Raw genomic sequence first — 15,221 nt, 5'->3', positions numbered from 1 at the left:
GGCCCGGAACTGACGTCGCCTCACGGCGGCGTCCGGCCGGCGTCGAGTCGGAGAGGTCGGAATCGTCAGCTCTGTGCGGGCAGTACGCCCGCGGCCCCGCCGGTGCCCGGCTCCAGCGCGTCGAGCGCGCGGCGCAGGCCGGTCAGCTTGCGTTCGAGGTGGGCTGCGGTGGCCACGGCGGCGGCGTCCGCGGATTCGTCGTCGAGCTGCTTGGAGAGCGCTTCCGCCTGCTCCTCGACCGCCGCGAGCCGCGCGGAGAGTTCGGCCAGCAGACCGGCCGGCTCCTTCTCGCTGTCGCCGCCCGCGTGGCCGTCGCCGTCCAACTGGAGTCGCAGCAGCGCGGCCTGCTCGCGGAGCTTGCAGTTCTTCATGTACAGCTCGACGAAGACCGAGACCTTGGCCCGCAGGACCCACGGGTCGAACGGCTTCGAGATGTAGTCCACCGCACCGGCCGCGTAGCCGCGGAAGGTGTGGTGCGGACCGTGGTTGATCGCGGTGAGGAAGATGATCGGGATGTCCCGGGTCCGCTCCCGCCGCTTGATGTGCGCGGCTGTCTCGAAACCATCCATGCCCGGCATCTGGACGTCCAGCAGAATGACCGCGAAGTCGTCCGTGAGCAGCGCTTTGAGCGCCTCCTCCCCTGACGATGCCCGGACCAGTGTCTGATCGAGCGCAGAGAGGATGGCCTCCAGCGCCAGCAGATTCTCCGGCCGGTCATCGACCAGGAGGATCTTGGCCTTCTGCACCATGGCCCGTCCTCCTCGCCCCGGAAATGCACCGGGTGCCGCCCCAGGGGACGACTCCCTTACGCCGTCCGTCCTTGTGCCGGTCATGGTAGCCGCACCCCGCCCGTCACCACACCCTGTCACCGCGATGTCACCGTGCACATACCGCAAACGCGGTGGGAGACCAGAAGGTTCCCCGAATACAGCGCGTTCACACCCGTTCGAGCACAGTCGGTCAACAACTGACACTCATTCGTTCCATTTTCCATCACTCTCCGTGCATCCACTGCTCCATCACCGCAAGCAGGTGATCAGGGTCGACCGGCTTCGTCACATAGTCGGAAGCGCCGCAGTCGATGGCCTTCTCCCGGTCGCCCTTCATCGCCTTCGCGGTGAGCGCGACGATCGGCAGCCCGGCGAACTGCGGCATCCGACGGATCGCGGTCGTCGTCGCGTAACCGTCCATCTCGGGCATCATGATGTCCATCAGCACGACGGTCACATCGTCGTGCTGCTCCAGGACTTCGATGCCCTCACGGCCGTTCTCCGCGTACAGCACCGCCAGTCCGTGCTGCTCCAGCACACTGGTCAGCGCGAAGACGTTGCGGATGTCGTCGTCGACGATGAGGACCTTCTCACCGCGGAAGCGGAACGTCCGCCGGGGCGCCTTCTCCTCCCCGGCCGCCTGGCCCTGAAGCCGGCTCTCGCCCTGACTCCCCTGCGCCTGCACCCACTCCTCCTGCCGCGGGGAGCTCTCGGGCGCGGTCCGGCCGGTCGGCAGCGCGGGCCTGCGAGCCGCGTCCCCCAGGGCCTTGCGCCGCCGCCGGAACATCCCGGCGGAGTTGGCCGGGTCGCCGAACGGAGCCGACGGCCCCTGCGGGGACTGCGCGTGCCCCATCTCGGCCGCGCCGCCCAGCACCTCGGCGGAACCGGAACCCACGGCGGGGTAGCCCTGGGGCGGCAGTTCGGCGCGGTGCAGCGGCAGGTACAGGGTGAAGGTGGAACCGCGCCCCGGCTCGCTCGCCGCGTGGATCTCGCCACCGAGCAGCCGGGCGATCTCCCGGCTGATGGAGAGGCCGAGGCCGGTGCCGCCGTACTTCCGGCTCGTCGTGCCGTCCGCCTGCTTGAACGCCTCGAAGATCACCAGCATCTTGCTGGACGCGATCCCGATCCCGGTGTCGGTGACCGAGAAGGCGATCAGATCGGCGTCCGCGTCGCGCAGCGAACCGGCCTCCAGCAGGTGCTCCCGGATCGCGTTGGGCACATCGGCGCCGGCCGGCCGGATCACCAGCTCCACCGCACCGCCGTCGGTGAACTTCACCGCGTTGGAGAGCAGGTTGCGCAGCACCTGCAGCAGGCGCTGCTCGTCGGTGTGCAGCGTCGCGGGGAGCTCCGGCGACACCCGTACGGAGAAGTCGAGCCCCTTCTCCGCGGTGAGCGGACGGAAGGTCGCCTCCACGTAGTCGACCAGCTGGACCAGCGCGATCCTGGTCGGGCTGACGTCCATCTTGCCCGCCTCGACCTTGGAGAGGTCGAGGATGTCGTTGATCAGCTGGAGCAGGTCGGATCCGGCCCCGTGAATCGTCTCGGCGAACTCCACCTGCTTCGGCGAGAGGTTGCCCTCGGCGTTGTCCGCCAGCAACTTGGCGAGGATCAGCAGCGAGTTGAGCGGCGTCCGCAGCTCGTGCGACATGTTCGCCAGGAACTCGGACTTGTAGCGCATCGAGACCGCGAGCTGCTCGGCCCGCTCCTCCAGCACCTGCCGCGCCTCCTCGATCTCGGTGTTCTTCACCTCGATGTCGCGGTTCTGCTGGGCCAGCAGCTCGGCCTTCTCCTCCAGTTCGGCGTTGGACGCCTGGAGGGCCTTCTGCCGGTTCTCCAACTCCTGTGAGCGGTCGCGCAGTTGCTCGGTCAGCTCCTGCGACTGCTCCAGGAGCTTCTCGGTCTTGGTGTTGACGCTGATCGTGTTGACGCTCGTCGCGATCATCTCGGCGAGCTGGTTGAGGAAGTCCCGCTGGATGTGCGTGAACGGCTGGAAGGAGGCCAGTTCGATCACGCCGAGGACCTTGCCCTCGAAGAGCACCGGCAGCACGATCACATGCGCCGGAGGGGCCTCGCCCAGCCCGGAGGAGATCTTCAGATAGCCGGGCGGCACGTTGTCCACCTGGATCGTCCGCTTCTCCTCGGCCGCCGTCCCGATGAGCGTCTCACCGGGCCGGAAGGAGGTCGGCATCGAACCCGCGGAGTAGCCGTAACTCCCCCGCATCCGCAGCTCGTACGCGCTGGCCGCACCGTCGTCCGGACCCACCTCGTCCGAGTCGCCCGCGCTCATGGCCAGGAAGAACGCGCCGTGCTGCGCCGACACCACCGGCGTCAGCTCGCTCATGATCAGCGAGGCCACGTCGTCGAGATCGCGGCGGCCCTGCATCAGACCGGAGATCCGGGCCAGGTTGCCCTTCAGCCAGTCCTGCTCCTTGTTGGCGAGGGTGGTGTCGCGCAGGTTCGCGATCATCGTGTTGATGTTGTCCTGGAGGACCTGGATCTCGCCGGCCGCGTCCACGTCGATCTTCAGGTTCAGATCGCCGCGGGTCACCGCGGTGGCGACGGCCGCGATGGCGCGGACCTGACGGGTCAGGTTCCCGGCCATCTCGTTCACCGACTCGGTGAGGTCGCGCCAGGTGCCGTCGACGTCCCGCACCCGCGCCTGACCGCCCAGCTGCCCCTCGGTGCCCACCTCGCGGGCCACCCGGGTCACCTGCTCGGCGAACGAGGACAGCTGGTCGACCATCGTGTTGATGGTGTTCTTCAGCTCCTGGATCTCACCGCGCGCGTCGATGTCGATCTTCTTGGTCAGGTCGCCCTTGGCGATGGCGGTGGTGACCGTGGCGATCTGCCGCACCTGGCCGGTCAGGTTGGAGGCCATCGAGTTCACGGACTCGGTGAGGTCCTTCCACGTACCGGCGACTCCCGGCACCCGCGCCTGACCGCCCAGCTCGCCCTCCGTACCCACCTCGCGGGCCACCCGCGTGACCTCGTCGGCGAACGAGGACAGGGTCGTCACCATCGTGTTGACCGTGTCGGCCAGCTCCGCGACCTCGCCGCGCGCCTCCACGGTGACCTTCTTCGTCAGATCGCCGTTGGCGACCGCCGAGGAGACCCGGGAGATGTTGCGCACCTGGCTGGTCAGGTTGTTGGCCATCAGGTTGACGTTCTCGCTGAGGTCCTTCCAGATGCCGGTCGCGCCGCGCACCCGCGCCTGACCGCCGAGAATGCCCTCGGTACCCACCTCGCGGGCCACGCGCGAGACCTCGTCCGCGAAGTTCAGGAGCTGGTCGACCATCGTGTTGACGGTCGTGACCAGTTCGAGGATCTCGCCCTTGGCGTCGACGGTGATCTTCTTGGAGAGATCGCCCTTGGCGACCGCGGTGGTGACCTCGGCGATGTTGCGGACCTGGAGGGTCAGGTTGTTCGCCATGCCGTTGACGGACTGGGTGAGGTCCTTCCACGTACCGGACACGCCCTGGACCTCGGCCTGACCGCCGAGGATGCCCTCCGTGCCCACCTCACGCGCTACCCGCGTCACCTGCTCCGCGAAGTTGGACAGCTGGTCCACCATCGTGTTCAGGGTGTTCTTCAGCTCCAGGATCTCGCCCCGGGCGTCCACGTCGATCTTCTGCGACAGGTCACCGCGCGCCACCGCCGTCGCGACCTGCGCGATGTTACGGACCTGAGCGGTGAGGTTTCCGGCCATGCCGTTCACCGAATCGGTGAGATCGCGCCACACTCCGGCGACGCCCGGCACCTGCGCCTGACCGCCGAGGCGCCCGTCCGTGCCCACCTCGCGGGCGACCCGGGTGACCTGGTCGGCGAAGGCGGAGAGCTGGTCGACCATCGTGTTGATGGTGTTCTTGAGCTCCAGGATCTCGCCCCGGGCGTCCACGTCGATCTTCTGCGACAGGTCTCCCCGCGCCACCGCCGTCGTCACCTGCGCGATCTGCCTCACCTGAGAGGTGAGGTTGCCGGCCATGAAGTTGACGGAGTCCGTGAGCTCCTTCCACGTACCCGACACACCGTCCACGCGCGCCTGACCGCCGAGGCGGCCCTCGGTGCCCACGTCCCGGGCCATCCGCGTCACCTGGTCGGCGAAGCTGGACAGCTGCGCCACCATGGTGTTGACGGTGTTCTTCAGTTCCAGCATCTCTCCGGCCACGTTCACGGTGACCTTCTGCGACAGGTCACCGTTCGCGACCGCCGTGGTGACCTGCGCGATGTCCCGGACCTGACCGGTCAGGTTGCGGAACGCGGTGTTCACCGAGTCGGTGAGGTCCTTCCACGTCCCCGCGGCTCCCGGCACCTCGGCCTGGCCGCCGAGCCGCCCCTCGACACCGACCTCCCGGGCCACGCGGGTCACTTCGGAACCGAAGGACTGAAGCTGGTCCACCATCGTGTTGACGGTGTTCTTCAGCTCCAGCATCTCCCCGGCCACGTCGACCGTGACCTTCTGCGACATGTCGCCGCTGGCCACCGCCGTCGTCACCTGCGCGATGTCACGCACCTGGGTCGTCAGGTTCCGGAAGACCGTGTTCACCGAATCGGTGAGGTCCTTCCACGTCCCCGCGGCTCCCGGCACCTGCGCCTGGCCGCCGAGCAGCCCCTCGCCACCGACCTCGCTCGCCACCCGCGTCACCTCGTCCGCGAAGGTGCGCAGCGTCTCGGTCATCTGGTTGATCGTCTCGGCGAGCTGCGCGACCTCGCCGCGCGCGCTCACCGTGACCTTCTGCGTCAGGTCACCGCTGGCGACCGCCGTCGTCACCTCGGCGATCCCGCGCACCTGGGAGGTGAGGTTGCCCGCCATCGTGTTGACGGAGTCGGTGAGGTCCTTCCACACACCCGCCACGCCCGGCACGGTCGCCTGACCGCCCAGCTCGCCCTCCGTACCCACCTCACGGGCAACGCGCGTCACCTCCGAGGAGAACGACGACAGCTGGTCGACCATCGTGTTGACGGTGTTCTTCAGCTGGAGCATCTCGCCGGCCACATGGACGGTGACCTTCCGCGACAGATCCCCCTTGGCGACCGCCGTCGTCACCAGCGCGATGTCCCGCACCTGGGCCGTCAGCCGGTACGCCATGGTGTTCACGGAGTCCGTGAGGTCCTTCCAGGACCCGGACATCCCGCGCACCTGCGCCTGCCCCCCGAGCTTGCCCTCGGTGCCCACCTCGACGGCTACCCGGGTCACCTGTTCGGTGAAGGCCGACAGCTGGTCGACCAGGTTGTTGACCGTACGGGCGACCTTCAGGAACTCGCCGCGCAGCGGCCGGACCGTCTCGTCCGTCGTGTGCGACCGCAGCTCCATCCGCTGCTCCAGATCACCGTCGGCGATCGCCGACAGCACCCGGCCCACTTCGGAGACCGGTCGCGCGAGATCGTCGACGAGCTCGTTGGAGGCGTCGATCGCGGCGGCCCAGGAACCCTCGCAGGCGCCCGTCTCCAGCCGCTCCGTGAGCTTTCCCTCCCGGCCGACCACGCGCCGTACACGGGCCAGCTCACCGGTGAGGTGAAGGTTCCGGTCGGCGACCTCGTTGAAGACCGCGGAGATCTCCGTCATCACACCGTCGCCGGAGACGGTGAGCCGCCGGCGGAAGTTGCCGTCGCGCATCGCCACGAGTCCCGCCAGCAGTCTGTTCAGAGCTGCCGCGTCGACCTCGACGGTGCCATTGCGCTGCTTTTTCACGGACTGTCCGCCTTTTGTACGCGCCTTCGAACCCCGCGCCGCCACGCCAGACTCCACCGTGTCCCTCCCGCAGGGGTTGACCGTTTCACTCGGGCCTATCAGGAAGCTTGCCCAGTTCCACTTTGGCTCACCGCCACAGCACACCGTCAACGGGCGACCGGGCGGACGTCAAATCGTTGCAACGTACCAGGCCGGGACCGGTCGGCGGGCGACCTGTCCCGGTTGCCCCCCATCCCCTGCACCGGGAGTCCATACTTGTGCGCCCGCGCACCACTGCCGGACCGTTCTGTCCCGAACTCGGCCCTCGTGTAAACGACACCCTCGGCGAACGTCTAGCCTGGCAAGCGAATCGAAGCGGCGATAAACGGGCACAGGACTCGGGGAAGCGACGAGACACCATATGGGGAGTGCTGTGATCACCGCGCGCGCGGCCGCCACCTTCGAACCGGTCGGGCGCTCCGTCGCGACCGCCCGCGCATTCGTCCGGGACACGCTCCAGGGGTGGGGCTACAACGATGTCGTCGACGACGCCGTCGTCCTCACGAGTGAGCTCGTGACCAATGCCGTCGTGCACGCCGGGACGGCGGCCGACGTGCTGTGCCTGCGCAGCGGGGACGGCGTACGTGTTGAGGTCGCCGACCACTATCCGGAACGCGAGGTCCCGCTCCAGAGCAACGGCCTGGACTTCGGCAGCCCCGACCGCGAGAACGGCCGCGGTCTGCTGCTCTGCGCCGCCCTGGCCTCCCGCTGGGGCGTCGAGTACTCCCCCACCCGCAAGCACGTCTGGTTCCAGCTGGACCTGCCCGACCGGCCCGTGGGCATCCGCTCCGCGGGCCCGGTCCTGCCCACCGCGCTGCTCCCCGTCACCGACCAGCGGGTCCGGGTCGCCGTCGTCCAGATCGACAGCACCGGCGCGATCAGCGCGTGGAACGACGACGCCGCGTACGTCTTCGGGCACACCGCGGAACAGGTCTCCGGCAAGCAGTTCACCGACTTCGTGGCCTGGCCCCACACCCCGGGGACCAACACCGGCATCGCCGACGCCCTCCAGCTCTCCCGCTGGGAGGGCAGCTACGGAATCCGCGGCGCCGACGGCCGGACCATCGCCGTCTACGCCTCGCACCTGAGGGTCCGCGACACCGACGGCGAACCCTCCACGGTCTGCCTCCTCGTCCGCGACGACGAGCGCGCCGTGCTCCAGTCCCCCGTCCGCGCCCCGGTCTCCGACGCCTCCTCCGACCACCGCACCGCGGACCCGTTCGAGGTGTTCATCGGCTCCCCGGCCCCCGACGACCTCGACGGCCTCCTCCAGCGGACGGTCGAGCGGGCCCGCGACATGCTCGACGCCGACGCGGCGTTCCTCCTGCTCGCCACGGACGACGAGACGGAGCTGGAGGTCCGCGCCACGACGGGCCTCCCCTCGGCCCGCCAGCGCTTCGCCCGGGTCCCCGTCGAGGCCGGCACGGGACGCTACGGCTCCGCCCGGATGCCGGCCGTCCACGAGGACCTCACCGCCGTCCCCGGCGCCGTGCCCCTGCTCACCGACACCGGGATGCGCTCGGTCGTCACGGTCCCGCTGAAGGTCGAGGGCCGCCTCACCGGCTCCCTCGGCGTCGCGGCGGAAGGTGCGGGCCGCTACACCAACGAGGAGGCCCTGCGCCTCCAGTTCGCGGCGGACCGCATCGCGCTGGCCGTGGAGTCCGCCCGCCTCGGCGAGCTGGAACGGCTGCGCCGCGGCTCCCTGTCCTTCCTCGTCGAAGCCTCCGACCTGCTGGCCGGCACGCTCGACCGGGACCAGACCCTGGCGCTCATGGCCCAGATGACGGTCCCGACCCTGGCCACCTGGTGCGCCGTCTACACGATCGCGGACCAGTCCTCCGAGCCGTATCTCTCGTACGTGCTCCACGAGGACGAGGACCTCATCGACGGGCTCAAGGCCCTGCTCTCCAAGATCGCCCCGCCGGACCCGGTACCGACCCCGGGCGCCCGGGTCTGGGCCGCGCCCTCGGAGGCCGGTCACCGTGCCGCGCTGAGCACCTCGACCCGCAGCCTCCAGCACGACGCTCCGCTGAGCATGAGCACGGCCACCCGCACCATCCTCGCCACGGCCCAGGCCGTCGGCGGCGAGACGGTGGTCCTTCCGTTGGTCGCCCGCAACCGCGTGATCGGCATGCTGACGCTCGGGAAGCCCTCCGACGACCACTTCCGCCAGGAGATCCTGGAGCTGGCCGAGGACCTCTCCCGCAGGGCCGCCCTGGCCCTGGACAACGCCCGCCTGTACTCGGAGCGCACGGCGATCAGCCAGTCCCTCCAGCGGAGCCTGCTGCCCCCGGGCCTCCCCGACGTGCCGAACGTCGAGATCGAGGTCATCTACCGCGCCGCGGGCGAGGGCAACGAGGTCGGCGGCGACTTCTACGACGTCTTCCCGATCAGCGACGGGGCGTACGGCTTCGCGATCGGCGACGTGTGCGGTACGGGGCCCGAGGCCGCCGCCGTCACGGGCCTCGCCCGCCACGCGCTGCGCCTGCTGGCCCGCGAGGGCTTCGGCGGTCCGGCGGTCCTGGAGCGCCTCAACGCGGCGATCCTCGACGAGGGCGCCCGCAGCCGCTTCCTGACCCTCCTGTACGGCGAGCTGTGGCCCCAGGAGGACGGCAGCGCCCTGCTGAAGGTCGTGTGCGCCGGCCATCCCCTGCCGCTGCGCCTGCGCCAGGACGGCTCCGTCGAGTCCGCCGCGGAGCCGCAGCCCCTGCTCGGCGTCATCGAGGACCTCGACCTGTACGAGCAGGAGGTCGTCCTCGACCCGGGCGACGTCCTGCTGTGCGTCACGGACGGCGTCACCGAACGCCGCGAGGGAAGCCGCATGCTGGGCGACGACGGCCTCGCGGACGTCCTGTCGACCTGTACGGGCCTGACGGCCGGAGCGGTCGCCTCCCGCATTCTGCGGGCCGTGGAACGCTTCGCGGCCGAGCCGGCCTCGGACGACATGGCGATCCTGGCCATGCGCGTCCCGGAGCCGCACAGCGTCTGACCTTCAACGCGAAAGGCCCCCGCCGGTGGCGGGGGCCTTTCGCGTTCTCTGAGCCCCAATGCGGAATCGAACCGCAGACCTTCTCCTTACCATGGAGACGCTCTACCGACTGAGCTATTGGGGCCTCGTTGCGCTGTGGCAACGAGGTAAACCATACACGGAATCCAGGGATGCTCATAATCCCGGCCGGCCCGGGTTCACGGGCCCTCCTACGGCCCTCGTGCAGCTCTTGGACGGCCCTCGTGCGGCCCTCGGTTGCCGGGGTCTCCCGGGTCCCGCTGGTCCCGCAGGCCTCACCGGGTCCCCACGGATCTCGGGTGTCGCGGATCGGTCCCGGAACGCAGAAAAGCCCCGCACCAAAAGGTGCGGGGCTTCCCGGAAAAATTGTTCGGCGGCGTCCTACTCTCCCACAGGGTCCCCCCTGCAGTACCATCGGCGCTGAAAGGCTTAGCTTCCGGGTTCGGAATGTAACCGGGCGTTTCCCTAACGCAATGACCACCGAAACACTATGAAATTAACCAACACCGGAAAAACACGGCCGTTCGTTATTTCAGAACTAACACAGTGGACGCGAGCAACTGAGGACAAGCCCTCGGCCTATTAGTACCAGTCAGCTCCACCCCTTACAGGGCTTCCACATCTGGCCTATCAACCCAGTCGTCTACTGGGAGCCTTAACCCTTCAAGAGGGTGGGAATACTCATCTCGAAGCAGGCTTCCCGCTTAGATGCTTTCAGCGGTTATCCTTTCCGAACGTAGCCAACCAGCCATGCCCTTGGCAGGACAACTGGCACACCAGAGGTTCGTCCGTCCCGGTCCTCTCGTACTAGGGACAGCCCTTCTCAATATTCCTACGCGCACAGCGGATAGGGACCGAACTGTCTCACGACGTTCTAAACCCAGCTCGCGTACCGCTTTAATGGGCGAACAGCCCAACCCTTGGGACCGACTCCAGCCCCAGGATGCGACGAGCCGACATCGAGGTGCCAAACCATCCCGTCGATATGGACTCTTGGGGAAGATCAGCCTGTTATCCCCGGGGTACCTTTTATCCGTTGAGCGACAGCGCTTCCACAAGCCACTGCCGGATCACTAGTCCCGACTTTCGTCCCTGCTCGACCCGTCGGTCTCACAGTCAAGCTCCCTTGTGCACTTACACTCAACACCTGATTGCCAACCAGGCTGAGGGAACCTTTGGGCGCCTCCGTTACTCTTTAGGAGGCAACCGCCCCAGTTAAACTACCCATCAGACACTGTCCCTGATCCGGATCACGGACCCAGGTTAGACATCCAGCACGACCAGAGTGGTATTTCAACGACGACTCCACAACCACTGGCGTGGCCGCTTCAAAGTCTCCCACCTATCCTACACAAGCCGAACCGAACACCAATATCAAACTATAGTAAAGGTCCCGGGGTCTTTCCGTCCTGCTGCGCGAAACGAGCATCTTTACTCGTAGTGCAATTTCACCGGGCCTATGGTTGAGACAGTCGAGAAGTCGTTACGCCATTCGTGCAGGTCGGAACTTACCCGACAAGGAATTTCGCTACCTTAGGATGGTTATAGTTACCACCGCCGTTTACTGGCGCTTAAGTTCTCAGCTTCGCCACCCCGAAAGGCAGCTAACCGGTCCCCTTAACGTTCCAGCACCGGGCAGGCGTCAGTCCGTATACATCGCCTTACGGCTTCGCACGGACCTGTGTTTTTAGTAAACAGTCGCTTCTCGCTGGTCTCTGCGGCCACCCCCAGCTCAAGCAGCAAGTGCTATCACCAGTGATGGCCCCCCTTCTCCCGAAGTTACGGGGGCATTTTGCCGAGTTCCTTAACCATAGTTCACCCGAACGCCTCGGTATTCTCTACCTGACCACCTGAGTCGGTTTAGGGTACGGGCCGCCATGAAACTCGCTAGAGGCTTTTCTCGACAGCATAGGATCATCCACTTCACCACAATCGGCTCGGCATCAGGTCTCACCCTTAACGTGTGACGGATTTGCCTACCACACGGGCTACACCCTTACCCCGGGACAACCACCGCCCGGGCTGGACTACCTTCCTGCGTCACCCCATCGCTTACCTACTACAAGTCTGGTTCATCGGCTCCACCACTACCCTCAACTCCGAAGAGATCGGGCCGGCTTCACGGACTTAGCATCGCCTGATTCAGTACTGGGCGTTTCAAAGCGGGTACCGGAATATCAACCGGTTGTCCATCGACTACGCCTGTCGGCCTCGCCTTAGGTCCCGACTTACCCTGGGCAGATCAGCTTGACCCAGGAACCCTTAGTCAATCGGCGCACACGTTTCTCACGTGTGTATCGCTACTCATGCCTGCATTCTCACTCGTGAACCGTCCACAACTCGCTTCCGCGGCTGCTTCACCCGGCACACGACGCTCCCCTACCCATCCGTACTCCCGTTGGGGATATATGTACGAATGACACGACTTCGGCGGTACGCTTGAGCCCCGCTACATTGTCGGCGCGGAATCACTTGACCAGTGAGCTATTACGCACTCTTTCAAGGGTGGCTGCTTCTAAGCCAACCTCCTGGTTGTCTCTGCGACTCCACATCCTTTCCCACTTAGCGTACGCTTAGGGGCCTTAGTCGATGCTCTGGGCTGTTTCCCTCTCGACCATGGAGCTTATCCCCCACAGTCTCACTGCCGCGCTCTCACTTACCGGCATTCGGAGTTTGGCTAAGGTCAGTAACCCGGTAGGGCCCATCGCCTATCCAGTGCTCTACCTCCGGCAAGAAACACACGACGCTGCACCTAAATGCATTTCGGGGAGAACCAGCTATCACGGAGTTTGATTGGCCTTTCACCCCTAACCACAGGTCATCCCCCAGGTTTTCAACCCTGGTGGGTTCGGTCCTCCACGAAGTCTTACCTCCGCTTCAACCTGCCCATGGCTAGATCACTCCGCTTCGGGTCTAGAGCGTGCAACTCAATCGCCCTGTTCGGACTCGCTTTCGCTACGGCTTCCCCACACGGGTTAACCTCGCTACACACCGCTAACTCGCAGGCTCATTCTTCAAAAGGCACGCAGTCACGACTGCATGTGCAAGCACATACAGCGACGCTCCCACGGCTTGTAGGCACACGGTTTCAGGTACTATTTCACTCCGCTCCCGCGGTACTTTTCACCATTCCCTCACGGTACTATCCGCTATCGGTCACCAGGGAATATTTAGGCTTAGCGGGTGGTCCCGCCAGATTCACACGGGATTTCTCGGGCCCCGTGCTACTTGGGTGTCTCTCAAACGAGCCGTTGATGTTTCAGCTACGGGGGTCTTACCCTCTACGCCGGACCTTTCGCATGTCCTTCGCCTACATCAACGGTTTCTGACTCGTCCCACAGCCGGCAGACTGTGAAAGAGAGATCCCACAACCCCGCATGCGCAACCCCTGCCGGGTATCACACGCATACGGTTTGGCCTCATCCAGTTTCGCTCGCCACTACTCCCGGAATCACGGTTGTTTTCTCTTCCTGAGGGTACTGAGATGTTTCACTTCCCCTCGTTCCCTCCACACTGCCTATGTGTTCAGCAGCGGGTGACAGCCCATGACGACTGCCGGGTTTCCCCATTCGGAAACCCCCGGATCAAAGCTTGGTTGACAGCTCCCCGGGGACTATCGTGGCCTCCCACGTCCTTCATCGGTTCCTGGTGCCAAGGCATCCACCGTGCGCCCTTAAAAACTTGGCCACAGATGCTCGCGTCCACTGTGCAGTTCTCAAACAACGACCAGCCACCCATCACCCCACCCCTAAGGGCGAGTTCACTGGGGCCGGCAACCGAAGGACAGACTCAAACGAGCCCGTACCCTCAGATACCCAACAACGTGCCCGGCCCGATGCCCTGTTCACCACGTTCCACGCCGAAGCAGTACTAGTGACCAACAAACCATCGTGCCGAATAGTCAACGTTCCACCCATGAGCAACCAGCACCGAACATTCGCCGGTGTACTGGCCTCTGACCAAGCGAACCTGGTAAGAAGTGCTCCTTAGAAAGGAGGTGATCCAGCCGCACCTTCCGGTACGGCTACCTTGTTACGACTTCGTCCCAATCGCCAGTCCCACCTTCGACAGCTCCCTCCCACAAGGGGTTGGGCCACCGGCTTCGGGTGTTACCGACTTTCGTGACGTGACGGGCGGTGTGTACAAGGCCCGGGAACGTATTCACCGCAGCAATGCTGATCTGCGATTACTAGCAACTCCGACTTCATGGGGTCGAGTTGCAGACCCCAATCCGAACTGAGACCGGCTTTTTGAGATTCGCTCCGCCTCGCGGCATCGCAGCTCATTGTACCGGCCATTGTAGCACGTGTGCAGCCCAAGACATAAGGGGCATGATGACTTGACGTCGTCCCCACCTTCCTCCGAGTTGACCCCGGCAGTCTCCTGTGAGTCCCCATCACCCCGAAGGGCATGCTGGCAACACAGAACAAGGGTTGCGCTCGTTGCGGGACTTAACCCAACATCTCACGACACGAGCTGACGACAGCCATGCACCACCTGTATACCGACCACAAGGGGGGCACCATCTCTGATGCTTTCCGGTATATGTCAAGCCTTGGTAAGGTTCTTCGCGTTGCGTCGAATTAAGCCACATGCTCCGCTGCTTGTGCGGGCCCCCGTCAATTCCTTTGAGTTTTAGCCTTGCGGCCGTACTCCCCAGGCGGGGAACTTAATGCGTTAGCTGCGGCACCGACGACGTGGAATGTCGCCAACACCTAGTTCCCAACGTTTACGGCGTGGACTACCAGGGTATCTAATCCTGTTCGCTCCCCACGCTTTCGCTCCTCAGCGTCAGTAATGGCCCAGAGATCCGCCTTCGCCACCGGTGTTCCTCCTGATATCTGCGCATTTCACCGCTACACCAGGAATTCCGATCTCCCCTACCACACTCTAGCTAGCCCGTATCGAATGCAGACCCGGGGTTAAGCCCCGGGCTTTCACATCCGACGTGACAAGCCGCCTACGAGCTCTTTACGCCCAATAATTCCGGACAACGCTTGCGCCCTACGTATTACCGCGGCTGCTGGCACGTAGTTAGCCGGCGCTTCTTCTGCAGGTACCGTCACTTTCGCTTCTTCCCTGCTGAAAGAGGTTTACAACCCGAAGGCCGTCATCCCTCACGCGGCGTCGCTGCATCAGGCTTTCGCCCATTGTGCAATATTCCCCACTGCTGCCTCCCGTAGGAGTCTGGGCCGTGTCTCAGTCCCAGTGTGGCCGGTCGCCCTCTCAGGCCGGCTACCCGTCGTCGCCTTGGTAGGCCATTACCCCACCAACAAGCTGATAGGCCGCGGGCTCATCCTTCACCGCCGGAGCTTTTAACCCCGTCCCATGCGGGACAGAGTGTTATCCGGTATTAGACCCCGTTTCCAGGGCTTGTCCCAGAGTGAAGGGCAGATTGCCCACGTGTTACTCACCCGTTCGCCACTAATCCACCCCGAAAGGCTTCATCGTTCGACTTGCATGTGTTAAGCACGCCGCCAGCGTTCGTCCTGAGCCAGGATCAAACTCTCCGTGAATGTTTACCCGTAATCGGGTGCACACATCACGAGAGCGGAACAACCGGTCGGAATAAGACCCGTTGTTCACAGCGTCCTCGCTGTGTAATTGCCTGCCGGCCACCGAAGTGGACCCGCAGGACTTTCAAAGGAACCACCAACCTGCCGAAGCAGGCCGGGGTATCAACATATCTGGCGTTGACTTTTGGCACGCTGTTGAG

At 65.1% G+C, this 15,221-nt stretch carries 3 protein-coding genes, 1 tRNA gene and 3 rRNA genes; 1 reads left to right on the top strand and 6 read right to left on the bottom strand.

All coding sequences use genetic code 11. The annotated features are described in order from the left end of the window. Positions 1 to 65: 65 nt before the first annotated feature. Positions 66 to 749 carry a two-component system response regulator gene (locus OG245_RS28525; protein WP_371626251.1) on the bottom strand — a complete coding sequence of 228 codons (684 nt, stop codon included), beginning with the start codon at positions 747 to 749 and terminating at the stop codon, positions 66 to 68. 244 nt (positions 750 to 993) lie between these two features. Next, positions 994 to 6,459 carry a HAMP domain-containing protein gene (locus tag OG245_RS28520; protein ID WP_371626250.1) on the bottom strand — a complete coding sequence of 1,822 codons (5,466 nt, stop codon included), beginning with the start codon at positions 6,457 to 6,459 and terminating at the stop codon, positions 994 to 996. A 400-nt stretch (positions 6,460 to 6,859) separates the two neighbouring features. Here OG245_RS28520 and OG245_RS28515 point away from each other — a divergent pair, with 400 nt between their 5' ends. Further along, on the top strand, positions 6,860 to 9,487 hold the full coding sequence (locus OG245_RS28515; RefSeq protein ID WP_371626249.1) for a SpoIIE family protein phosphatase: 2,628 nt from the start codon (positions 6,860 to 6,862) through the stop codon (positions 9,485 to 9,487). A gap of 51 nt (positions 9,488 to 9,538) precedes the next feature. Here OG245_RS28515 and OG245_RS28510 read toward each other — a convergent pair. The 4 genes from OG245_RS28510 to OG245_RS28495 all read right to left on the bottom strand — a co-directional run bounded on the left by OG245_RS28510 (position 9,539) and on the right by OG245_RS28495 (position 15,021). Continuing rightward, positions 9,539 to 9,611, bottom strand: a tRNA-Thr gene (locus OG245_RS28510). Between the two features lie 262 nt (positions 9,612 to 9,873). Continuing rightward, positions 9,874 to 9,990: ribosomal RNA gene (gene rrf / locus OG245_RS28505) — 5S ribosomal RNA — on the bottom strand. A gap of 77 nt (positions 9,991 to 10,067) precedes the next feature. Beyond that, positions 10,068 to 13,192 (bottom strand): 23S ribosomal RNA (locus tag OG245_RS28500). Between the two features lie 303 nt (positions 13,193 to 13,495). Continuing rightward, positions 13,496 to 15,021 (bottom strand): 16S ribosomal RNA (locus tag OG245_RS28495). The 16S, 23S and 5S rRNA genes sit together here with 1 tRNA gene alongside, the layout of an rRNA operon. Positions 15,022 to 15,221: the final 200 nt, after the last annotated feature.

This window comes from Streptomyces sp. NBC_01116 (genome assembly GCF_041435495.1).
In the GTDB taxonomy this organism is placed as follows: Bacteria; Actinomycetota; Actinomycetes; order Streptomycetales; family Streptomycetaceae; genus Streptomyces.
Note: the sequence above shows the minus strand (reverse complement) of the source record. Positions and strands in the feature narration are given on the sequence as shown.

Bases quoted from the DNA above. Each gene is read 5' to 3' on its own strand.
- OG245_RS28525 (WP_371626251.1), bottom strand. From the start codon at position 749: ATGGTGCAGAAGGCCAAGATCCTCCTGGTCGATGACCGGCCGGAGAAT.
- OG245_RS28515 (WP_371626249.1), top strand. From the start codon at position 6,860: ATGGGGAGTGCTGTGATCACCGCGCGCGCGGCCGCCACCTTCGAACCG.